26 protein-coding genes and 3 riboswitches are annotated in these 21,538 nt (G+C 30.3%); of the genes, 20 read left to right on the top strand and 6 right to left on the bottom strand.

What is annotated here, in order from left to right:
• Positions 1–10: 10 nt before the first annotated feature.
• The 13 genes from ABDZ69_RS08200 (at position 11) to ABDZ69_RS08140 (ending at position 11,813) form a co-directional block, all read left to right on the top strand.
• Complete coding sequence (locus tag ABDZ69_RS08200; protein ID WP_343768638.1) at positions 11–1,072, top strand: AI-2E family transporter; 1,062 nt, start codon at positions 11–13, stop codon at positions 1,070–1,072.
• A 54-nt stretch (positions 1,073–1,126) separates the two neighbouring features.
• Positions 1,127–2,137 carry a pyruvate kinase gene (locus ABDZ69_RS08195; protein WP_343768636.1) on the top strand — a complete coding sequence of 337 codons (1,011 nt, stop codon included), beginning with the start codon at positions 1,127–1,129 and terminating at the stop codon, positions 2,135–2,137.
• Between the two features lie 87 nt (positions 2,138–2,224).
• Positions 2,225–3,133, top strand: a complete 909-nt coding sequence (locus ABDZ69_RS08190) for an ABC transporter ATP-binding protein (RefSeq protein ID WP_343768635.1) — start codon at positions 2,225–2,227, stop codon at positions 3,131–3,133.
• Complete coding sequence (locus ABDZ69_RS08185; protein ID WP_343768633.1) at positions 3,117–3,920, top strand: ABC transporter permease subunit; 804 nt, start codon at positions 3,117–3,119, stop codon at positions 3,918–3,920. Before ABDZ69_RS08190 ends, ABDZ69_RS08185 begins: the two co-directional genes overlap by 17 nt.
• 24 nt (positions 3,921–3,944) lie before the next feature.
• Positions 3,945–4,484, top strand: a complete 540-nt coding sequence (gene sigY / locus ABDZ69_RS08180) for an RNA polymerase sigma factor SigY (RefSeq protein ID WP_343768632.1) — start codon at positions 3,945–3,947, stop codon at positions 4,482–4,484.
• A complete protein-coding gene (locus tag ABDZ69_RS08175) occupies positions 4,477–4,788 on the top strand; it encodes a hypothetical protein (protein ID WP_343768630.1) in 312 nt (103 codons plus the stop codon). The genes sigY and ABDZ69_RS08175 overlap by 8 nt, the downstream gene beginning before the upstream one ends.
• Positions 4,785–4,994, top strand: a complete 210-nt coding sequence (locus tag ABDZ69_RS08170) for a sigmaY antisigma factor component (RefSeq protein WP_343768629.1) — start codon at positions 4,785–4,787, stop codon at positions 4,992–4,994. The genes ABDZ69_RS08175 and ABDZ69_RS08170 overlap by 4 nt, the downstream gene beginning before the upstream one ends.
• 71 nt (positions 4,995–5,065) lie before the next feature.
• Positions 5,066–6,364, top strand: coding sequence for an aminotransferase class V-fold PLP-dependent enzyme (locus ABDZ69_RS08165; protein ID WP_343768628.1), 1,299 nt, complete (start codon positions 5,066–5,068; stop codon positions 6,362–6,364).
• Positions 6,365–6,428: 64 nt separating this feature from the next.
• Positions 6,429–6,527, top strand: a riboswitch (SAM riboswitch).
• Positions 6,528–6,582: 55 nt separating this feature from the next.
• Positions 6,583–6,681: riboswitch (SAM riboswitch) on the top strand.
• A gap of 61 nt (positions 6,682–6,742) precedes the next feature.
• Positions 6,743–7,699, top strand: a complete 957-nt coding sequence (locus tag ABDZ69_RS08160) for a methionine ABC transporter ATP-binding protein (protein ID WP_343768627.1) — start codon at positions 6,743–6,745, stop codon at positions 7,697–7,699.
• A gap of 1 nt (position 7,700) precedes the next feature.
• On the top strand, positions 7,701–8,342 hold the full coding sequence (locus tag ABDZ69_RS08155; protein ID WP_343768626.1) for a methionine ABC transporter permease: 642 nt from the start codon (positions 7,701–7,703) through the stop codon (positions 8,340–8,342).
• 23 nt (positions 8,343–8,365) lie between these two features.
• On the top strand, positions 8,366–9,196 hold the full coding sequence (locus ABDZ69_RS08150; protein ID WP_343768625.1) for a MetQ/NlpA family ABC transporter substrate-binding protein: 831 nt from the start codon (positions 8,366–8,368) through the stop codon (positions 9,194–9,196).
• 227 nt (positions 9,197–9,423) lie between these two features.
• Complete coding sequence (mgtE, locus tag ABDZ69_RS08145; protein WP_343768624.1) at positions 9,424–10,767, top strand: magnesium transporter; 1,344 nt, start codon at positions 9,424–9,426, stop codon at positions 10,765–10,767.
• A 191-nt stretch (positions 10,768–10,958) separates the two neighbouring features.
• Positions 10,959–11,079: riboswitch (cyclic di-AMP (ydaO/yuaA leader) on the top strand.
• Positions 11,079–11,813 (top strand): hypothetical protein, encoded by a 735-nt coding sequence (locus ABDZ69_RS08140; RefSeq protein WP_343768623.1) that lies wholly within the window; start codon positions 11,079–11,081, stop codon positions 11,811–11,813. Its footprint overlaps the riboswitch before it by 1 nt.
• A 33-nt stretch (positions 11,814–11,846) precedes the next feature.
• Here ABDZ69_RS08140 and ABDZ69_RS08135 read toward each other — a convergent pair whose 3' ends face one another.
• Genes ABDZ69_RS08135 through ABDZ69_RS08125 form a run of 3 tightly spaced genes read right to left on the bottom strand, consistent with a single transcriptional unit; the run spans position 11,847 to position 14,681 of the window.
• Positions 11,847–12,620, bottom strand: a complete 774-nt coding sequence (locus ABDZ69_RS08135; RefSeq protein ID WP_343768622.1) for an ABC transporter ATP-binding protein — start codon at positions 12,618–12,620, stop codon at positions 11,847–11,849.
• 1 nt (position 12,621) lies between these two features.
• Positions 12,622–13,686 (bottom strand): FecCD family ABC transporter permease, encoded by a 1,065-nt coding sequence (locus ABDZ69_RS08130; protein ID WP_343768621.1) that lies wholly within the window; start codon positions 13,684–13,686, stop codon positions 12,622–12,624.
• On the bottom strand, positions 13,686–14,681 hold the full coding sequence (locus ABDZ69_RS08125) for a FecCD family ABC transporter permease (protein WP_343768619.1): 996 nt from the start codon (positions 14,679–14,681) through the stop codon (positions 13,686–13,688). Before ABDZ69_RS08125 ends, ABDZ69_RS08130 begins: the two co-directional genes overlap by 1 nt.
• Before the next feature lie 93 nt (positions 14,682–14,774).
• Here ABDZ69_RS08125 and ABDZ69_RS08120 point away from each other — a divergent pair, with 93 nt between their 5' ends.
• Both ABDZ69_RS08120 and ABDZ69_RS08115 read left to right on the top strand, forming a co-directional pair.
• Positions 14,775–15,815, top strand: coding sequence for an ABC transporter substrate-binding protein (locus tag ABDZ69_RS08120; RefSeq protein ID WP_343768618.1), 1,041 nt, complete (start codon positions 14,775–14,777; stop codon positions 15,813–15,815).
• Positions 15,816–16,038: 223 nt separating this feature from the next.
• Complete coding sequence (locus ABDZ69_RS08115; protein ID WP_343768616.1) at positions 16,039–16,245, top strand: alpha/beta-type small acid-soluble spore protein; 207 nt, start codon at positions 16,039–16,041, stop codon at positions 16,243–16,245.
• 38 nt (positions 16,246–16,283) lie between these two features.
• On the opposite strand, the gene ABDZ69_RS08110 is transcribed toward ABDZ69_RS08115, so the two are convergent.
• Both ABDZ69_RS08110 and ABDZ69_RS08105 read right to left on the bottom strand, forming a co-directional pair.
• A complete protein-coding gene (locus tag ABDZ69_RS08110; protein WP_343768615.1) occupies positions 16,284–16,913 on the bottom strand; it encodes a cyclase family protein in 630 nt (209 codons plus the stop codon).
• A 56-nt stretch (positions 16,914–16,969) separates the two neighbouring features.
• Positions 16,970–17,473, bottom strand: a complete 504-nt coding sequence (locus tag ABDZ69_RS08105; RefSeq protein ID WP_343768614.1) for an amidase domain-containing protein — start codon at positions 17,471–17,473, stop codon at positions 16,970–16,972.
• Between the two features lie 121 nt (positions 17,474–17,594).
• Between ABDZ69_RS08105 and ABDZ69_RS08100 the strand changes: the two genes are divergently transcribed.
• A complete protein-coding gene (locus tag ABDZ69_RS08100; RefSeq protein WP_343768612.1) occupies positions 17,595–18,344 on the top strand; it encodes an N-acetylmuramoyl-L-alanine amidase in 750 nt (249 codons plus the stop codon).
• Positions 18,345–18,358: 14 nt separating this feature from the next.
• Positions 18,359–18,778, top strand: coding sequence for a phage holin, LLH family (locus ABDZ69_RS08095; protein WP_343768610.1), 420 nt, complete (start codon positions 18,359–18,361; stop codon positions 18,776–18,778).
• 81 nt (positions 18,779–18,859) lie between these two features.
• On the opposite strand, the gene ABDZ69_RS08090 is transcribed toward ABDZ69_RS08095, so the two are convergent.
• Positions 18,860–19,363 (bottom strand): hypothetical protein, encoded by a 504-nt coding sequence (locus tag ABDZ69_RS08090; protein WP_343768608.1) that lies wholly within the window; start codon positions 19,361–19,363, stop codon positions 18,860–18,862.
• Between the two features lie 183 nt (positions 19,364–19,546).
• On the opposite strand from ABDZ69_RS08090, the gene ABDZ69_RS08085 reads away from it, so the two are divergent.
• From ABDZ69_RS08085 to cysK, 3 genes are all read left to right on the top strand, one after another.
• On the top strand, positions 19,547–19,990 hold the full coding sequence (locus ABDZ69_RS08085) for a ferritin-like domain-containing protein (protein ID WP_343768605.1): 444 nt from the start codon (positions 19,547–19,549) through the stop codon (positions 19,988–19,990).
• A gap of 105 nt (positions 19,991–20,095) precedes the next feature.
• Positions 20,096–20,533, top strand: coding sequence for an RrF2 family transcriptional regulator (locus tag ABDZ69_RS08080; protein WP_343768602.1), 438 nt, complete (start codon positions 20,096–20,098; stop codon positions 20,531–20,533).
• 64 nt (positions 20,534–20,597) lie between these two features.
• A complete protein-coding gene (cysK, locus tag ABDZ69_RS08075; RefSeq protein WP_343769627.1) occupies positions 20,598–21,527 on the top strand; it encodes a cysteine synthase A in 930 nt (309 codons plus the stop codon).
• The last annotated feature ends 11 nt before the right edge of the window (positions 21,528–21,538 follow it).

Below are 21,538 nucleotides of genomic sequence, written 5' to 3'. Positions count from 1 at the left end.
ATGGATGAATGTGATAGAAAACAAGTTAATTAAAAATCTTATAGTTATAAATTTAATATTCTTAAGCTTAATACTTTTTACTAAGGTTACTTTTTTATATAGGTTATTACTTGTATTATTAAAATCAATAATAAGCCCAGTTGTTGTATCAGTGTTTTTTTACTATTTAATAAGGCCGTTAAATGTTATTTTTATAAAAAAAGGGTTGAAAAATAGTGAAGCAGCTGTACTAACTCTATTTATATGGACTTTTGCTTTAACAGGAATTTTTTATTATTTTAGCAATTCTATATCTTATGAGCTTAATGGTTTGATTAAAGAAATAAAAACTATTGGAGAAAAAGACAATAATATAAATAAAGCTTTAGATGAAATTAATAAATATATCGATATAAACCAAATTTACAGAGTATCTACAGAATCACTTAATAATTATATGAAAGATGCAGTTTCTAATTTATTAAAAGGATTTAAATACTTAATGGATAGTTTTTCAAAATTTTTATTGATATTGATTACTATTTTTTACTTATTGAAAGATGGAGAAAAATTCAAAGAAGGGTTTATTAATTTTTTTTCTAATAAGAACAAAGAAAAGGTGAGTAAAATATTAGAAGGAAGTCATGTGGTTTTATCTCAGTATGTGGTTGGCCAAAGTAAGGTTGCATTATCATTAAGTACCTTAATTTTTTTAGGATATAAGATAATAGGCATGCCAAATGGGCTTTTATTTTCTTCTATAACTTTTATACTAGCTTTCATACCCTTTGTTGGATTTTTTATATCAATGATAGTTCCAACTATTATTGCAATATCTCTAGGATTTACAATGTTTATAAAGCTTGCTGCAACCTTTATTATAGTTCAGACATTGAAGGGAAGAGTGGTGGTACCTGCTATTATGGGACATACAATGAAAATTCATCCTTTAACAGATATATTTCTAGTAATTGGAGCCATAGCCTTTGGAGGACCCCTTGCGGCTTTTATAATAGTTCCTATTTATGGAATTATAAAGATAATTATAGATGTTTTATTACCAGATAAAATAAAGAAAAAACTTTCTATGTAAGGATTAATATGGTATTGTATAGTTGTATTTAAATTGAAAATAGGATGTGTTTTTATGAAGATTATTTGTTCTATTGGTCCAAAAGTAAATAATAAAGAATCAATAGATAAACTTATATATGCAGGAGCAGATTTGTTAAGATTTAATTTTTCTCATATAAATTATAGCAATACCTATGAGTTAATAAAATATGTTAAGGAAAAGCATAATAAAATTGCTATCCTTCAGGATTTGGCAGGAAATAAAATTAGAGTAAGCAAAAACTTTAATTGTCAATATAAGGTGGTAGAAGGTGATAAGGTAGTATTTTATAAGGAAAGAAACAGAATAAATGAAAAAAGCAATGAAAAAGATAGGAGCTACTACATACCATTATCAATTCAGGGTGATATTAGTTTGTTAAATTCTGCTGAAAAGATTTATATGAAAGATGGTACTATGGAATTTAATATTATAAACAAAAGAAGAGATTGGATAGAAACCGTTGTTACAAAAGGCGGTATTATAAGAAGAGAAAAAGGAGTAAATGTTCCAGGTATTGATAGAAGTTTTATGGGACTTACAGAAAAAGATAAGAAAGATATAATCTGGGGATTAAAAAGAGGGGTAGATATTATATGTCTTTCCTATGCTTGCTATGGTGACAATATGAGGGAGCTTAAGGAATTTATAAATAAAAATTCTTTTGGTAGAAAAGTTGAATTATGGGCTAAGGTCGAAAGCAAAGAAGGAATAGATAATTTTGACGATATATTAAAAGAAAGTGACGGAATAATGATAGGAAGAGGAGATTTAATTTCAGAGGTTGATTATATAGATATTCCTAAAATACAAAATGATGTAATTGCAAAAATGAATGGAACAAATAAAAAATTAATTATTGCTACTTATATATTGGACTCTATGAAAAAAAATAGTAAACCTACATTAAGTGAAATTAGTGATGTTTATAATTTTGTAAAACAAGGTGTATATGGAATAATGCTGGCAGGAGAAGTTTCTATAGGATGGAAACCTGAGCTAACTGTATCGACAACAAAAGAATTAATAGAAAGATATTTATAAACATACTGCAGAAATAATTCTGCAGTATGTTTATTTCTATGTGAACTTTTTGAAGAGTTAGTCGTTAAATTTATAAGGAGTGATAATATGAAAGGGATTGTAGTAGAAAATTTAACTAAAAGTTACGATGGAATAGTTAATGTTTTAAAAAATATCAGTTTTGAAGTAGAACAGGGAGTTATAGTAGGGTTCTTAGGACCCAATGGTTCTGGGAAAACTACTACTATAAGAATTTTAAATGGGATTTTAAAGCCTACTAGTGGAAATGCTGAAATATTAGGAAAAGACATTATTAATAATGGAGGAGAAATACGTAAAATTTGTGGAGTTATGACTGAAACAGCAGCATGTTACGAAAATCTCACAGGAGAAGAAAATTTAATGTTTTTTGGAAGTCTTCATGATATATCAGGCAAGATTTTAAAAGAAAGGGTTCAAAATTTATTGAAGAAATTAGAGCTATTTGAACACAAAGATAAAAAAGTTAGGGAATATAGCACAGGTATGAAAAAAAGAATAAGTTTAGCTATAGCATTAGTTCATAATCCAAAAGTTTTATTTTTAGATGAACCCACATCTGGATTAGATCCGGAAACAGCACAAAATGTAACTGGTTTAATAAAAAATATGGCTCGTGATAGCGGCACTACAATATTTATGTGTACACATCAATTAAGATATGCTGAAGATATATGTAGTAAATATGGGTTTATAGGAAAAGGAACCATGTTAGGCTTTGGAAGCTTTGAAGAGTTAGCTAAAGCAAAGAAGATAAACAATCATTTAGTAATTAGGGGATTTAATATATCTTCTGAGTTGGGTTTTTCTAAGGGATTAAACGACACTTATAAAAAGGAAATTGTTTCTGAAGAAGAAATTCCTGAGATATTATATAAAGCAGTAAATAGTGGTGGAAGAATTTATGAAGTTAAAAAATCCATGTGTAGTTTAGAGGATTTATATTTTAGTTATACAAGAGGTGATAAGATTGAATAGGAAAGGATTAGCTATAATAAAGAAAGATATAAAGGACATATTTTCATCAAAACAAATATACATGCCTATGATTATAGTTCCATTACTTATGGTGGTTTTAATACCTTCACTTATGCTAATAGGAGTAAGCTTATCTTTTGATATGTCTGATATTTTAAAAGATATGAAAGGATTATTAAATAAACTGCCATATGACTATGGAGTGCTTACTGCAGAGCAATTGATAATTAAAGCTTCAATAGATTATATTTTCCCATCATTTTTTCTGATAATACCAATAATGTGCTCTAGTATTTTAGGTGCAAGCAGCTTTGTAGGGGAAAGAGAGCATAAAACATTAGAAACGTTATTTTATACACCTATAACTTTAAAGGAATTATTTGTGAGCAAGGTACTAGGAGTATTTATACCATCTTATGCCACCACATTAATTTCATTTATCGCCTTTGGATTAGTTGTAAATATTGGAGGGTTAAAATTCTTTCGAGGCATTATATTTCCTAATATAAAATGGATTATATTAATAGGATATCTGGTACCAGCTATTACATTACTAGGACTTACCTTTACAGTATTAGTTTCAGCTAAATCTAAGACTTTTCAAGATGCACAGCAAGTTAGTGGGCTTATTATAATTCCTATTATATTATTAGTAGTAGGACAAATGACGGGTGTATTTTTGCTGACAAATTTCATTCTTGTAGTTTTAGGAACTATAATATATTTAATTGATTATATTTTATTTAACAAGTTAACTACTAATTTTAAATATGAAAAATTAATATAATACGGCATTTGGCAGGTGATAGACTTGGAAGAAGAAATAGATATAATAAATGCGGCAAAAGCTGGAGATAAGGTTGCTATAACTATGTTGATAAATAATAATTATGATATTTTAAAGGGATATACTATAAAGATGACTTCAAATATAGAAGAGGCTAAGGATATTGTGCAAGAAACACTGTTGAAAGCTATAGTTAATATAAACAAGTTTATTCCAAATTATAGGTTTTCTACCTGGCTTATCACTATTGCAACAAATATTTATAGAGACACTTTAAAGAAAAACAAGAGGTTAATACTTCTAGATGAGAGTATAGAGGTTTTTACTGAAGATATTGAAAATAAAGCATTGAATAATATTTTAATTAATCAAGCTTTATCTATTTTACAAGAATTGTCTTATGAAAAAAGAACGGTTTTTATATTAAAGCACTACTACAACTTTAGTTATGAAGAAATTGCGCATATAATGAAATGCCCTATTGGCACTGTTAGATCAAGACTTCATAATTCAATAAAAATTATTATAAGAAAAATGAAGGAAAGGGGTATAATTGATGAATGATAATAAAGAAATAGATAAAATGGAAGAGTTCATGAGTATTCTTTCAGAAGATCAATTTCAAATTGACTTAGATATAGAGGATATAATTGAAAATGCATTAAATATTATGGAAAGTAGAAAAAAGAGACGAGAAAATTTACTTTTTATAGGGATATCTTTTTGTATAATAGTCCTTTTGTATAGTATATTTTTTATTCTAGGAATTAGATATATGGTTTATTTTCAAGTATTTATGCTTCTAATAGGGCCAATCATCATAATACCTATTTCTAAAAGTAGAATAACGGAGGGAAGTAATATATGAAATTAGATGGATTGCAGTTGATTGGTTTAATAATTCTTATTCCAATACTTCTCCTACAAGGACTATGGATGTTTAATGATGCCAAAAAAAGAGGAGAAAAAAATTATTGGCTATGGGGAATTTTTGGTATATTAAATACTCCTAGTAATTTAATTATTTATCTTATTGTTACAAGAACCATAATTGATAAGTATGCAAAAAAATAGATTAAAATTAAGGTTTCATTTTACCCTATTCTCATAGTATATATAAAGAGAAATATTAGGGGTGGAAAATAATGTATAATAATTATAATTTAGTATTAGGGGAAAATGCAATAGTACCTTTAATTGATGGTAGAAAAGTAAGATATGTAAATTTAGATAATGCTGCAACCACTCCGGCATTTAAAAAGGTTGTTGAAGACTTATTAGACTTTTTACCTTATTACTCATCGATTCACAGGGGTATGGGGTATAAATCTCAGGTATCAACTAAACTTTATGATGATGGAAGAAAGGTTGTAGCAAAATTTGTGGGGGCGGATTTAAATAATTCGTCAGTGATATTTGTTAAAAATACTACGGAAGCTATAAATAAATTGTCTAATATGTTATATAATAAATATAAAGATGACATTATTTTATCTACAGAGATGGAACACCATTCAAATGATCTTCCATGGAGAAAGTTTAAATTAGAGCATGTTAAAATAGATAATCACGGTAAATTATGTTTAAATGATTTAGAAGAAAGATTAAAAAAGCATGGAGGTAAAGTCAAACTTGTTGCAGTTACTGGAGCCTCAAACGTTACCGGATATAAAAACGACATTCATTATATAGCGAGAATTGCACATAAATATGGTGCTAAAATATTAGTAGATGGAGCACAGCTAGTTCCACATGCACCAGTTAATGTGAAGGCTATAGATTCTGAAGAGCATATAGATTATTTAGTATTTTCTGCACATAAAATGTATGCACCTTTTGGAATAGGGGTGTTAATTGGTGCAAAAGATGAATTAGAGAATTTGCCACCAGATTATAGTGGCGGAGGAACTGTAGATGTTGTAACTTTAGATTCTGTTAAATGGCTTCACACTCCTGAAAAGGACGAGTCTGGGTCACCAAATGTTGTAGGGGTTGTAGCTCTTACATCAGCTATTAAAACTTTAGATAAATTGGGTATGAAGAATATTGAAGAATACGAAAATAGACTGTTAAAACATGCTATAAGGTCATTGCAGAGGGTGAAAGGTCTAAATATGTATTGCAGTGACTGTAATAAAAATGTCTCTATTATCACATTTAATGTAGATGGAATGTATCATGAGACTGTAGCTAAAATATTATCCTATGAGTTTGGTATTGGAGTAAGAAGTGGGTGTTTTTGTGCTCACCCATATATACAAAGACTATTAAATATTAGTGAGGAAGAGGTTAAGAAAATATCCAAACTTGCGGGTAGTAGGCCGGGCATGGTGAGGATAAGCTTTGGAATTTATAACACCTTAGAGGAAGTAGATTACTTTGTATATGCCATTAAAAAAATAATCTCTAATAAAGAAAGCTATTTGAAAAAATATAAAAATTAAAATTTACTGTTGACAATATATCATAATGCCTATATAATAATAAAAAAAGCAAATACAATATCATTACTTATCAAGAGAGGTGGAGGGACTGGCCCTGTGAAACCCAGCAACCTGTAGAAATACAAGGTGCTAAGTCCAGCGGTGATATGCCGAAAGATGAGAAGAATTAGGTTGTTAGCCTGAGTTTATTCTCAGGCTTTATTTTATTAATTGAATAAAACTTATCAAGAGAGGTGGAGGGACTGGCCCTGTGAAACCCAGCAACCTGTAGAGATACGAGGTGCTAATTCCTGCGGTGATATGCCGGGAGATGAGAAAAATTAGGTTAGACCTGAGAATTTCTCAGGTCTATTTTATTAGTATTTAAGGGGGACTGACATGATAGTAATTGAAGGAGTAAGTAAAAATTTTCAAGATAATGTAGTATTAAAAGATATTAATCTAGAAATTAATGAAGGTGAAATATTTGGAATTATAGGAAGAAGTGGTGCAGGAAAATCCACCTTACTTAGATGTTTAAATGCTTTAGAGGATTATAACCAAGGTAGCATAACCGTTGATGGTCACGAGATAAACAATTTGAGTTCAGAGGGAATTAGAGAGCTTAGGAAAGAAATGGGAATGATATTTCAAAACTTTAATTTACTAAACACTTTAAATGTTTATGATAACATAGCTCTACCTATGAAAATTTGGGGCAAAAATAAACTTGAAATAGAACGAAGAGTAACAGAATTGTTGAAATTAGTTGGTTTAGAGGACAAATCAAAAAGTCATCCTAGACAATTAAGTGGAGGACAAAAACAAAGGGTAGCTATCGCAAGAGCACTAACTTTAGAACCTAAAATACTTCTCTGTGATGAGGCTACTTCAGCCTTAGATCCAGAAACAACTAAGTCTATATTATCTCTTCTTAAGGAGATAAATGAAAAGTTAAATATCACAGTAATAATAGTAACTCATCAAATGGAAGTAATTAAAGAAGTATGTAACAAAGTGGCCTTAATTGAAGATGGTGAAATAAAAGCTTATGGCCCTGTAAAAGAACTTTTCTTAAAACCAGAAGGAGAACTGAAAAACTTATTAGAAGGTGGAGAATTACTTCCTAATCATGGAGTTAATATTAAAATATTTTTTCCAGGGGAAGTAAGTGAAAGCTCTGTAATAACATCCATGGCTAGGGAGCTAAATGTAGACTTTTCAATTGTATGGGGAAAGCTTGAAAGCTTTAGGCAAGAGGTTTTAGGAAGCTTGATAATTAATATAGAAAAAGAGCAAGAGAAAAGAATATGTACTTATTTAAATAATAAATCCATTCATTGGGAGGTGATGTAAAATGTATAAGGACATATTAATACCTGCGCTAAAGGATACATTGTTCATGGTAAGCTACTCTACAATCTTTGCAGTGATAATTGGATTTATATTATCTATAATTCTCGTAGTTACTGAAGAAAAGGGATTAAAGCCAAATAAATTTATATATGGTATTTTAGATTTATTAATCAATGTTTTAAGATCTTTTCCTTTTATCATATTAATGATATCAATTATACCATTGACAAAGTTAATTGCTGGAAAAAGTATAGGTAGAGTTGCTGCCATAGTGCCGCTTACCATAGGTGCAGCTCCTTTTGTGGCAAGGGTGCTAGAGTCAGCATTAAAGGAAGTTGATCCTGGGCTTATTGAGGCGGCAAAGTCCTTTGGAGCTACAAACATACAAATATTATTTAAAGTTATGTTAAAGGAGGCCTTTCCATCAATTATTAGAGGAATAATATTAACAATTATTAATCTAATTGGTTACTCAGCTATGGCAGGAACTATTGGTGCAGGAGGCCTTGGACATGTAGCTATAAGCTATGGATACAATAGATTTAAACCAGATATTATGATTTATACAGTTATAGTGTTAATAATATTAGTTCAGTGTATTCAGAGTTTTGGTAATGTAGTTTATAAAAATTTAAATAAATAATAAAAATTTAGGGGGCATTTAAAATGAAAAAAATATCAATTTTATTAGCAACAGCATTATTAACAATAGGATTAGCAGGATGTGGAGCTTCAAATGATAAAGCTAAAGATACTGCAGCTCCAGCAGGAGGAAAGGAAACTAAAAAAGAAATAGTTGTAGGAGCAACTCCATTACCTCATGCAGAAATTTTAAAGGAAGTGGGTAAAGTATTAGAGAAGGATGGTTATGCTTTAAAAATTATAGAATTTACAGATTATCAAATTCCTAATACAGCTTTGGCCGAAAAAGAGTTGGATGCAAACTTCTTTCAACACGTACCTTTCCTTAATAAAACTATTGAAGAGAAAAAATACGATTTGGATTATACTGTAAAGGTTCATATAGAGCCAATGGGTTTATATTCAAATAAAATTAAAGATTTAAAAGAATTAAAGGATGGAGCAGAAATTGCAATACCTAATGATCCTACAAATGGAGCTAGAGCCTTAAGAGTATTAGAAAATGCTGGGTTAATTAAAGTTAAGGCAGGAGAACTAGTAACTAAAATAGATATAACAGAAAACAAAAAGAATTTTAAGATTACAGAACTTGATGCTGCTCAGCTTCCAAGAGTACTTGGAGATGTGGATGCTGCTGTTATTAATGCAAACTATGCAATTGAAGCAGAATTAAATCCAACTAAAGATGCTATAGCAATCGAGTCCTTAAATTCACCTTATGCAAATGTTTTAGCGGTTAGAAAAGAAGATAAGGATAAAGAAAATATAAAAGCGTTATCAAAAGCCTTAACTTCACCAGAAATTAAAAAATTTATTGAAGAAAAATATGACGGAAATGTAGTTCCAGCTTTTTAATTGATATATACCTGTTTGTGTGGTAAACTTATGGTAAGTGAAACTTAGATTTTATTTAGGTAAAATCTAAGTTTTATTTTGCTGTATTGGATTATATTATAATATTATAGATAGAAGGTGATAGTTATGGATATTGATCCCGAGCCTCATAAATGCATGATAAAACTGAATAAAGGAAAATATGCCGTAACTTTTAAAGGTATGGTGATGTGTAGGAGTTGAAGTGAATGAAATGGGAAAACGACGAAATATTATCCATGATAGAACAAAAAAAATACACTGATGTGAGGGAAAAAATAATTAACTTAAATCCAGTTCACGTTGGGGAAATTATAGAGAGCCTAGATGTATCGGAATCCATACTTGTTTTTAGAATGCTTCCAAAAGATTTAGCTGTTGATGTATTTAATTACATTAGTAGTGAAGTTCAAGAAAATATTATTTCAGCAATTACGGATAAAGAAATTAAGCATATAATAGACGAGTTATATTTCGATGATATGATAGACTTATTAGAAGAAATGCCAGCAAAAGTAGTAAAAAAGATATTACAACATTCTAACGTAGAGGAAAGAAAACTTATAAATGAATTCCTAAATTACCCTGAAAGTTCAGCAGGCAGCTTAATGACCATTGAGTATGTAGATCTTAAAAAGAACATGACCATAGGGGAGGCCATTGAACATATTAAATATACAGGTATAAACAAGGAAACCATTTATAATTGCTATGTTATTAACGAAGAGAGAAAACTGGAGGGTATAGTTTCATTAAGAAAGCTAATACTTAGTGATTACAACCTTAAAGTCGAAGATGTTATGAATAAAGACGTGGTATATGTAAATACGGGAAATGATCAAGAGTACGTAGCGAGTTTGTTTAAGAAGTATGATATTATTGTTGTTCCAGTGGTTGATATGGAAGACAGATTAACGGGTATTATTACCATTGATGATATTATCGACGTAATTGATCAAGAAACTACAGAAGACTTTCAAAAGATGGCTGCTATGGCTCCCTCAGAGGAAGCATATTTAGATACAGGAGTATTTACATTAGCTAAAAATAGATTGATGTGGTTAACAATTCTTATGGTATCAGCAACTTTTACAGGAAATATTTTAAAAAGATTTGAAGATGTACTACAATCTGTTGTAGTATTGACATTTTTTATTCCTATGTTAATGGATACAGGTGGAAATGCAGGTTCTCAATCAGCTACCCTTGTGATTAGAAGCTTAGCTTTAGGAGAGATAGAGACAAAGGACTTTTTTAAGGTTGTATACAAGGAATTAAGAGTTAGTTTAATTACTGGTATAGCGTTAGCAATATTAAATTTCCTAAGAATATATTTTTTACAAGGCACAGATTTTTATGTATCTGTAACAATTTGTATAACACTATTATTTACTGTAGTTTTATCAAAAGTAGTAGGTGCTATGTTGCCGATAATTGCTAAAAAACTTAAAATGGACCCTGCTATTATGGCAGGGCCACTTATAACTACAATTGTGGATGCTGGAGCCTTAATTGTGTATTTTTCAATAGCAAAAGTACTGCTTCATATATAAACAGAGTTCTTGAAGTAGTTATCGGATAAAAAATGGGACTGGGTGAAATTTTTTATTTAACTCAGTCCTATTATTATTGAAAAAAATGGCTATACACCCATTAATCCCATAGGAAAAAAGGGTAAGAAATTCATAATTTATTCATAACTTTTTGATATATTACTAATTAGCTCATTGTTTTATGAGCTAATTTAGATTTTAGGCCTAATGCCATTGGCAACGGAGGATATTAAATTGGGGTGAATCCTTATAGGTAGGGTATCCTCAACCCGAACCCGTCAACTAACTTCGTAGGCGACAGAGGAGGTAAAATGAATAATAAGGTTAAGAACTATTTTTTAGTATTACTAGGGGTGGTTTTTTTTATAATGATTACAACTAGCAATGGTAAAAAAGATACTTACAAAAATGCAGAGGTTGAAACAGCTGTAAATAAGAATGCTGCAGATCAAGTTAAGGTGGTAAAAGACAGTGTCGCACAAGATAATAGCAAACAATCCCTATCAAGGGGAGGAGTATCACTACTAAACAAAGAGGAAGTAAAGAAAAAAGTTGAAGCTTCTAAAAAATCCTCACAAAGCACAATACAGGCAGTAGATTGGTGGAAAAGTGGAAGGTATGCATTTCCGGTTGGAGCTACTGTAGAGGTAGAGGATGTTTTTACTGGGAAAAAATTTAAAGTTGAAAGAACCATGGGAGATAATCACGCTGATGTGGAAACCCTAACAAAAGAAGACACGAACATATTAAAAAGCATTTGGAAAGGTTTTTCTTGGGAAAGAAGACCAGTTGTATTAAACATAGATGGTAAAAAATACGCAGCTTCTATGAGTGCTATGCCCCATGCAGGGTTAGATGCCTATCCAGCCTATGTTACAGTTGATAATCGTTCAGGTGGATATGGTAGAGGACAAAATTTAGATGTTATTAAGGGCAATGGCATGGAGGGTCACGTAGATATACATTTTTTAAATAGTACAAGGCATAAGGATGGTAAGGTGGACCCTCAGCATCAAAATGCAATATCAAAATTAATATCAAAGTAAAAAACAAATCTTGCCCAAGGCAAGATTTATTTTTTACTGGTAAGTGATACACATAGGGGTTTTAAATACAGGACATTCTATAATTGTAGAATTTATATGAAATACATCTTTTATAAGCTTTTCCGTAATTATATCTTTGGGATTACCTTCGCTATAAATAACTCCGTCTTTTACAGCCACTATATGATCTGCATACCTACAAGCCAGGTTAATATCATGTAAAACAATTACTATAGTCCTCTCCTCTATCTTATTTAAATCTTTTAATAAATCTAAAATTTCTATTTTATATTTTATATCTAAATGGTTGGTAGGTTCATCTAGTAAAATTATATCTGTCTCTTGAGCAATAGTCATTGCAATCCAAACCCTTTGTCTTTGTCCACCCGAAAGGTTAGAAAGCTTTTTGTCTTTAATATCAATTAATCCTGTTTTTTCTAATGAATAGTTAACTATTTCTTCATCTTTTTTACTCCATTGCTTAAGCCAAGTTTGATAAGGATATCTACCTTGCTTTACAAGATTAAACACAGTTAAATCTTGTGGCGCCGTTGGCGTTTGAGTTAAAATAGCTAGTTTTTTTGCTATTTCTTTTGTAGATTTTTCAAATACATTGTAATCTTCTAATAAAACTTTGCCAGACATAGGTTTTAAAAGTCGAGACATTGTTTTTAATAAAGTGGATTTTCCGCAGCCGTTGCTTCCAACCAATATAGATATTTTATTTTTAGGTATTGTTATATTTATATCTTTAAGTACTATGTTATCTCCATAACCTAAAGTTAAATTACTCGCCTGCAAACTCATGTTACAAACCTCCTCGTGATTTTTGATTTTTTATTAATAAATATATAAAGAATGGTGCGCCTATTGCTGCAGTAAATATTCCCACTGGTAAATCTAAAGGGAAAAATAAAGTTCTTGAAGCTATGTCAGCTAGTACAACGATTATTCCCCCTATTAATAAAGAAATAGGTACAAGATTCCCAAAAGATGAGTTGGTTAGCTTTCGGGAAATATGGGGAGCTATCAATCCTACAAAGCTTATTCCACCACCAATTGCAACAGTACCACTTGCTAAGGCAGCGCTAAGTACTAATAAAATAAAACGATTTTTTTCTAAAGAATTTCCTAAACCTTTGGAAATGTTGTCTTCTAAGTTTTGTAAGTTTAGTTGTCTAATGTATATAAATGTAATTGTCAATAATATACTAAACCAAGAAAATAGCAATTTAACATGTGTCCAGTTGGAACCGTAAACAGTGCCAGTAATCCAAGTTTGAGCTTCCTTTATAAATACTACAGGGCCGTTAATAATTAGTATTGAAGTTAAAGCTTTAGCAGCTCCTGAAATTCCTAAACCAATTAATATTAATCTATTAGGGGTAACACCTTTGTTGAAAGCTAAAAAATAAACTAACAAAGCCGCTGAAAATGCTCCAATAAAAGTGAATAATGGCATGTAAAATATACTAGTAGTTAAAGCATTATTTTTAGGATCTGTAAAAAGTGTCAAGAAAACCAATGCTCCTACTGAACCACTATCTACAATTCCAATTATATTAGGATCTGCTAAAGGATTTTTTATAATTCCTTGGATAATGGAACCAGATAGGGCTAAAGATGCACCTACTAAAAATGCCACTAATGTTCTAGGAAGTCTTATGTTATTAATAATAAATGAAATATTGCTTGTTTCTTTAATCAATAAAGTTTTAATAACCTCTAATAGTGGTATATATTTTTGTCCTATACTTAAACTAAACAGTATACTAAATACTGCTAATAGTATTACTGATAGTATGATTATTAAACTTCTCTTCTCTATTAAAAAGGAAAACTTCTTTTTTCTAATTACTAAATCATTGTTCATTAGTTATTCTCCGCCTTTCTTGCTAAATAGATGAAAAATGGAGTTCCTAGAATTGCGGTAATCGCTCCAACAGGAATTTCTTTTGGATATATAATAAATCTAGATATTATGTCAGCTGATAATAAAAGTATAGCTCCAAGCACCATACTGTATGGAATTACCCATTTAAATTCTGAACCCACTAGTGAACGAGTTATATGAGGTATAATTAGTCCAATTAGTCCAATAGGGCCTGCAACTGAAACTGAACCACCAGCTAGTATAACTACTAATATAATAATTTGTATTTTTAAAACTTCTGTATTTAGCCCTAAGCCTTTAGCAGTATCTTCTCCTAAGGATAAGATATTTAATTTATTTGATAGTAGAAAGGAAATTAACAGAGCCGTTAATAATAGGGGCGCAATTTTTATTAAAGAATCAAGACTTTTTCCTTCTACAGAACCAGTTAGCCAATATAATATTTCCTCCATAGTTTTTTGGTCTTTATACAAAAAGATTTGCATAAGAGAAATAAAAAAAGCAGAAACTGCTGCACCAGCAAGGGTTAAATCAAAGGTTTGAATAGAACCTCGAATACCACCAGCTAAAATATATACTAATATTACCGATATTGCAGCTCCCAGGAAGGAAAATAGTATTATATAATTTTGCGAAATTGAAGGCAATAAACTATAAGTTAATACCATGAAAAAAGCAGAACCTGAATTTATGCCCATTAATCCAGGTGAAGCCATAGGATTTTTTGTTAGAGTTTGCATTAATACTCCAGAAACGCTTAAGCTTGCTCCAACAAAAAGAGCTATTATAGTTCTTGGAACTCTAGAACTTTTAATTATAATATGTTCAGTTATATTGGAATAATTTTTATATGTGTTAATGAAATCCTCGAAAGAGGTTTTAATATATCCTAATAATACACTTTGAATTAAAAGTAAGGTTAGTATTAAAATTAAGGCTATTAGTAAGAAAATTTTGCCTTTGTTAGTCTTCAAGATTAGGCACATCCTTTCTTTAAAATGTCAATTTTTTTTGCACTATATAAGTATAGTTTAGGAGAAAGAGGTTGTCAATGAAAAAGATTATCAATGTATAATGAAAATCACTTGCAGTTACAAAAAGGTTGTGATATTATTAATTTCGAAATCAAAAGAAAAGGATGTGTTAAAGTGGTATTTAAAAAATTTATCAAAATTATAGGGTTTTGTACATTAGCTTTTTCTCTAACAGCATGTGGAGTTGGGAAAAGTTCAAATACACCTCAAGGAACAAATAACGGAGAAACTATAACAATTGAACACGCTATGGGAAAAACAGATATTAAAGGAGAACCTAAAAGAGTAGTAATTCTTACCAATGAGGGTACAGAAGCTTTGTTAGAATTAGGGATTAAGCCAGTAGGAGCTGTACAATCTTGGACTGGAAAGCCATGGTTTAAGCATCTTGAAAAAGAGCTAGAAGGGGTTGAAAACGTAGGTTTAGAGAGTCAAGTTAACATTGAAGCTATACTTGCATTAAAACCAGACTTGATTATAGGAAATAAAATGAGACATGAGAAGATATATGAACAATTATCTCAAATGGCTCCGACAGTATATTCAAATACATTAAGAGGAGAATGGAAAAATAATTTTGAATTTTATGCAAAAGTTTTAAATAAAGAGGAAGAGGGCAAGAAAATTATAAATAACTTTGATAAACGTGTATCAGAATTATCAAAGCTTGCCGATGATAAATTGAAAACTCAAATTTCTTTAGTAAGATTCATGCCTGGCAAAACTAGAATTTATTTAGGAGATACCTTTGCTGGAAATATATTAAAACAAATTGGTTTTGCAAGACCTGAAACTCAAAGAAGTGATGAATTTACATTAGAGATTGGAAAGGAAAGATTAAAAGAAGCAGATGGAGATGTAATATTTTATTTTACCTATGAAACAGGAGATGGACAAGGAACTCAAAGGGAAAAGGAATGGTTAGAAGAACCGATGTTTAAGTCTTTGACTGCTTATAAAAACAATAAAGTCTATAGAGTTGATGATGCAATATGGAATACTGCTGGAGGAGTTAAGGCAGCAAACCTTATGTTAGATGATTTGGATAATCTTATTAAAACTTACAAATTTTAGTATTAGTAAATAATTTTTAAATCATTTATTAATAAAAAAGGTAGTAATTAGTATGTGCCTTCATCCTTATTTAATTACAAGGATGAGGGCTTTTTTTATTTATATAAAATTTTTAGAAGAGATTGCCAAGGTTTCCTTCAATTCCATAACATATAACAAGCTTATTAGGTAAAAACTTATATTACAAAACTAAAAAATAAATTAAAAACAGGAGGGAAACATTATGGCAAATAACAATACATCATCAAACAGAATATTAGTTCCAGAAGCTAGAAAAGGATTAAATCAGTTTAAAGCTGAAGTTGCTTCAGAATTAGGATTAGCAAATTACGAAACAATGGATAAAGGAAATTTAACTTCAAGAGAAAATGGATACGTAGGCGGAACAATGGTTAAAAAAATGATAGATGCTTACGAAAGAAATCTATAACAAATATAAAAGAGAGGTTAGCATTGCTAACCTCTCTTTTATATTTGTGCAATAATTCGTGCTGGAGAACCATCTCCATTTTTTATTTTTAAAGGAAATATAAAAACAGTACATAGTTTATTTTTTAAAAGAGAAAGCGTATTTAAATTTTCAATTATTATCTTATTATTTTTCAATAATGCTTTATGATTTTCAAGGGATACACTATGAGGTGAATCTATTGAAATAGTATCAAATCCAACTCCTTTAATAGGTAATTTACTTATATAATCACAAAGGTCAAGGGATGGGTATTTGTAATTATATAAATACTCTTGAGTATTCCACTTACTTTCGCTGCCAGTATAAAAAAATATATAGTCAGCATCACAGGTATAAAGTTTGCAAAAAATTTCCAGGGAAATAACGGTATTTTCTATAAAAGAAACGTCCAATATAAATGCAGTCCCAAAGAAATTTTCTAAAGGCATAGTATCAATAGCTTCTCCATAATTTAAAACGTGCTTAGGTGCATCAATGTGTGTAGATGTATGGGTAGTAATTAATAACTTATTAACCTCGTATCCAAAACTATCTATGGTAGCTAAAGGAAATATGCTGGGAGTTTCATCCACTGAATAGGATAACAGTCCATCTTCAAGTTCATGAGTTAAATCTATTAATTTCATAAAACCCTCCTAGGTACAATTATATAATTATAATATATTACATATTACCTAGAAAATCATATAGAAATTTTTAATAAATGAATTTTATGAGCAATCCAATTCTTGTGATAAGGAATGTTTAAAGCTTCAAAGGTATGTTGGCTTATTAGAGGAACATTCCCTAAAAAGTCTGTAATTATAGATGAATGATATATAGTGCCTTTGGTATTTTGAAAAAACACTAAATCCCCAAGTTCTAATAAATTTACATCTTTCACTTCTCGTCCTTTAGCTCCTTTTAGATTTTTTTCTTCATTTACTTTCAAAAACCAATAAAATGAGTGAGCTATGGCCCAGGATAGGGACCAACTATCATCCATAACATTAGCTGTATTTTTGCTGTTATACCACCAAGAATGTTCTCTGTTGTATATTAAAGGTGCACCACCTGCTAAAAGGCATTGAGAAACAAAGTTAGTACAATCTCCCCCAGTGTGTTCTAATGAAAAATATCTATACTTAGGGTTGGGTTTTAGTGCGTACTCTTTAGCATATAATACGGCAGCTTTTCTATTATACATAATAACTCCTAACAATTGATTTAATATATAAATATGGCATATTTAAAATTTTGTTATACTCTATCAAAAAAAATAAAACTGCATATTATATATTAAAGTTTTATTGAAAGGAGGAATTATAATGAAAATAGCTATAGATTTTGGGCATGGAACAGGAGAAGATAGGGGATCCGTTGGTTACTTAAATGAAGAAAATGTTATAAGAGAATATGGTCCGTTAGTTATAAATGAATTGGTAAGACTGGGCCATACAGTTATAAATGTTACCCCTATGCAACCTAATTTAACCTTGGGTCAGTCTTTAGCTTATAGGGTTAATATAGCAAATAAAAATGGAGTAGATATTTTTGTATCCTTACATGTTAATGCTTTTAAAAAAGATATAGCAAAGGGTTGCGAGGTAGAGTACATTTCTTTAGCTGGTAAGGTTTATGCAGAAAGAATATCCTCTGAGATAAGCAAGCTTGGATATGTCAATAGGGGAGCTGTAAAAAGAGAAAATCTTTATGTGTTGAAATATACAAGCATGCCAGCTATTTTAGTAGAGCCATTCTTCTGTGATAACAAGGAAGACTGTAATAAGTATAATGCAGCAAAGATTGCCAGTGCAATAGTAGCAGGCATTACTGGACAAGTTGCTCCTGTAGAAAAAAAAGAAGATGTTTTACCGGCCATTGATCATAGTATCCCAACTACTCCAGGTATATATGCTCTTCCAGGGGGAATTGGGTACTTTGAGGTTAATAAGGAAAAAGGGAGAGTTAACTTCCACTTAGATAAATATAATTATATAACCATTCAAGATAATGAGGAAGAGGGAAATAGAATTATTCTAACAACTAGAACTAAAGGCTCTAAGATATTGTTATAAATGGAGGTGATATAATGCAAGGACTACAAAATAATATTATGGATATATTAATTCAAGGGATTTTAAGTATATTGGGAGTGCTTTTAAGCTATCTCATTACTATGCTTGTATCATACCTTACTAAAAAGAAGGAAATTCTTATAAAGCAAATGGGGGCACAACAGTATAACACCACTTATAATATAGCTAAAAGCATATTTTATGCCGTTGAACAACAATTTAAATTTATACCACAAGCGGGAGAAGAAAAGAAAAAGTTATTTGATGAATTACTATTGAAACAAATACCACAGTTATCTAAAGAAGAATTAGAACATTTTAGAGAAGCCATTGTAGGGGAAATAAATATTCAATTAAAGGATTCAAAGCTATTTGATCCCGCTCCACTCTTTAATAATTTAAAAGATGAAGGAGATCCTAAAATAACAGGTTAAAAAGGTTCAACTAGGTTTAGATTCTTACCTATCTAAACCTAGTTGAAATTACTAGACGGTTATTGTAGAAATGTTTATGTTTTAATCTCTGCAATAATCTAAGGATAAGGAGACAATTCTTCCCACAAACCTTCTTGCCTGAAAATAGGGCATTCCGCACATTGTTAATCTTCTAAAAATTCCAGGATTATTTCTTTCCAATTTTCTTAACACATGGTCTACATCACAATTATATCCATGGTGATTATGCTTGTCTTTAGGTCTTCTTGTAAAATCAAAATCCTCATCTTCTATAAAATCAGCGTTTGTAGCAATATCCTCAGTATCTTCCTTTATAGAAGAACCATCTCTCATATTATCCATCATATCTTCAGTTAAATTCATGTCTTGCATTAAACCCATATTTTGTAGATTTTCCATGTCCATATCCATGCCCATATTCATATCCATATCCATATCCATATCTATGTCCATGTCCATATTCATGGGCATTTGATGCATACCCATAGGTTTCATTCCTGCTGCCATAGGGCAGTATGCTTTATGCATGCACATGTTACACATATTCATCATATTAGAATCCATAACTAACCTCCTAAAAATTTGACCTACAGTAATATATATATGCAAGATGTTTATTTATGACATATATATAAATTATTTTCTATAATTTAATTTTGTGGCAAAGGGAAGTTTTATACATATAATATACTGTGCAAGTAATAGTTTGTGGAGGAGTAAATGTACAATTGTTGCTCAAATTATGGAATGGATTTCACTAGAAAGGATTTGCAAAGGTCCTTGGCTTTAATTAAAGAAGCAGTACAAGACGAAAGAAATGATGAGCTAACCTATGATTATTTAATTAAATTAGCTCCTACAAGAGAAGATAAGGAAATAATTACTTCTATAAGAGATGATGAACGAAAACATAGAAGATGGTTTAAAGAAATTTATAAATGTTATACAGGGCAAGATATAGAAAGTACAGATGAAGAAAAGTTTATTAAGCCTAAATCTTATATTGATGCTATTAGGAAAGCTTTATTTGGAGAATTAAGTGCTGTAGAGAAATATAGAATAATAAGAATGGGTTTGCCTAATAGATACCAAAGAGACATAGTATTTGAAATATTAACAGATGAAATGAAGCATGCTACAAAATATAATTATCTATTAACAATGAATCTATCAAAGAGAAAAAACTCCTAGAATTCTAGGAGTTTTTTGTTAAAGCTATTGACAAAGGATGGAACTGATATTATAATCATACTAATCATATAGGAATACAATCGTGAATGACAAGGGGTGTATTTTGTGAAGATATCAACTAAAGGAAGATATGGATTAAAAGCTATGATGGATATTGCCATATATACATCTTATGATAATATTACTTTGAAAAGTATTTCTGAAAGGCAAAATATATCAGAAAAATATTTAGAACAAATTTTCTCAGCTCTTAGAAAGAATGGGTTAGTTATAAGTAAAAAAGGTTCTCAAGGAGGATATGCTTTAGCTAAAGAATCTTCAAAGATTTTAGTAGGAGACATACTAAGGGTATTAGAAGGAGATTTAGATGTAGTAGACTGGGAAGATACTATGAAAAATGATTTTTTAGAGAAGTGTATTTATGATAATGTATGGAAAGAGCTGAATATTTCTATAGAAAAAATAGTAAATTCCATAACTCTAGAAGATTTAGTTGGAGAATACAATAAAAGTAGTGGAATTGAATACATGTATTATATATAATACATGTATATATTTTAAATAAAAACATACTAAACATATAGGTATAATAAATAACAGGAGGGTTATTATGAAAATATATAATAATTTAACAGAATTAATAGGAAACACACCATTATTAAAGGTTAGCAAGTTTGAAAAACAATATGAAATTAAAGCAAATATCATTACTAAGGTAGAATATTTTAATCCAGGAAGCAGTATAAAGGATAGAATAGCCTTTGCTATGGTTGAAGAAGGCGAGAAATTAGGATTAATTAATAAAGATACAGTAATAATTGAGCCAACAAGTGGAAATACAGGAATTGGATTAGCAATGGTTGCTGCGGCTAAAGGATATAGAATAATATTAACAATGCCAGAGTCTATGAGTATAGAAAGAAGAAAACTATTAAAAGCTTATGGAGCAGAATTAGTTTTAACTCCTGCAGCTGAAGGAATGAAGGGGGCTATTGCAAAGGCAGAGGAAATTGCCAGTGAAATACCTAATTCTTTTATTCCTCAGCAATTTGATAATTTAGCTAATCCATCAATCCATGAAAGAACTACTGCTGAAGAAATATTAAGAGATTTAGACGGGAAAGTAGATATTTTAGTGTCAGGAGTTGGCACAGGAGGAACTATAACTGGAATCGGAAGAGTATTGAAAAAGGCAAATCCAAATGTTAAAATTGTAGCAGTAGAACCTACAGATTCACCTGTAATTTCAGGAGGAAAACCAGGACCTCATAAAATACAGGGCATTGGAGCTGGATTTATACCATCGATTTTAGATACATCAATAATAGATGAAATAATAAAGGTATCAAATGAGGATTCATTTAATGTTACCAAGGAAATTGTAACCCTTGAAGGACTTCTAGTGGGAATATCTTCAGGAGCGGCTTTATATGCGGCTAAAGAACTTGGTATAAGAGAAGAAAATAAGGGGAAAAATATAGTAGTAATTTTACCGGATACAGGTATGAGATATTTATCTACTCCTGTGTTTGAATAAGCAAAAAAAGG

The sequence above is a fragment of the Clostridium malenominatum genome (assembly GCF_039521365.1).
Classification (GTDB): Bacteria; Bacillota; Clostridia; order Clostridiales; family Clostridiaceae; genus Clostridium_AW; species Clostridium_AW malenominatum.
The sequence above is the reverse complement of the archived record's forward strand: the minus strand, read 5'-3'. Positions and strand labels throughout refer to the sequence as shown.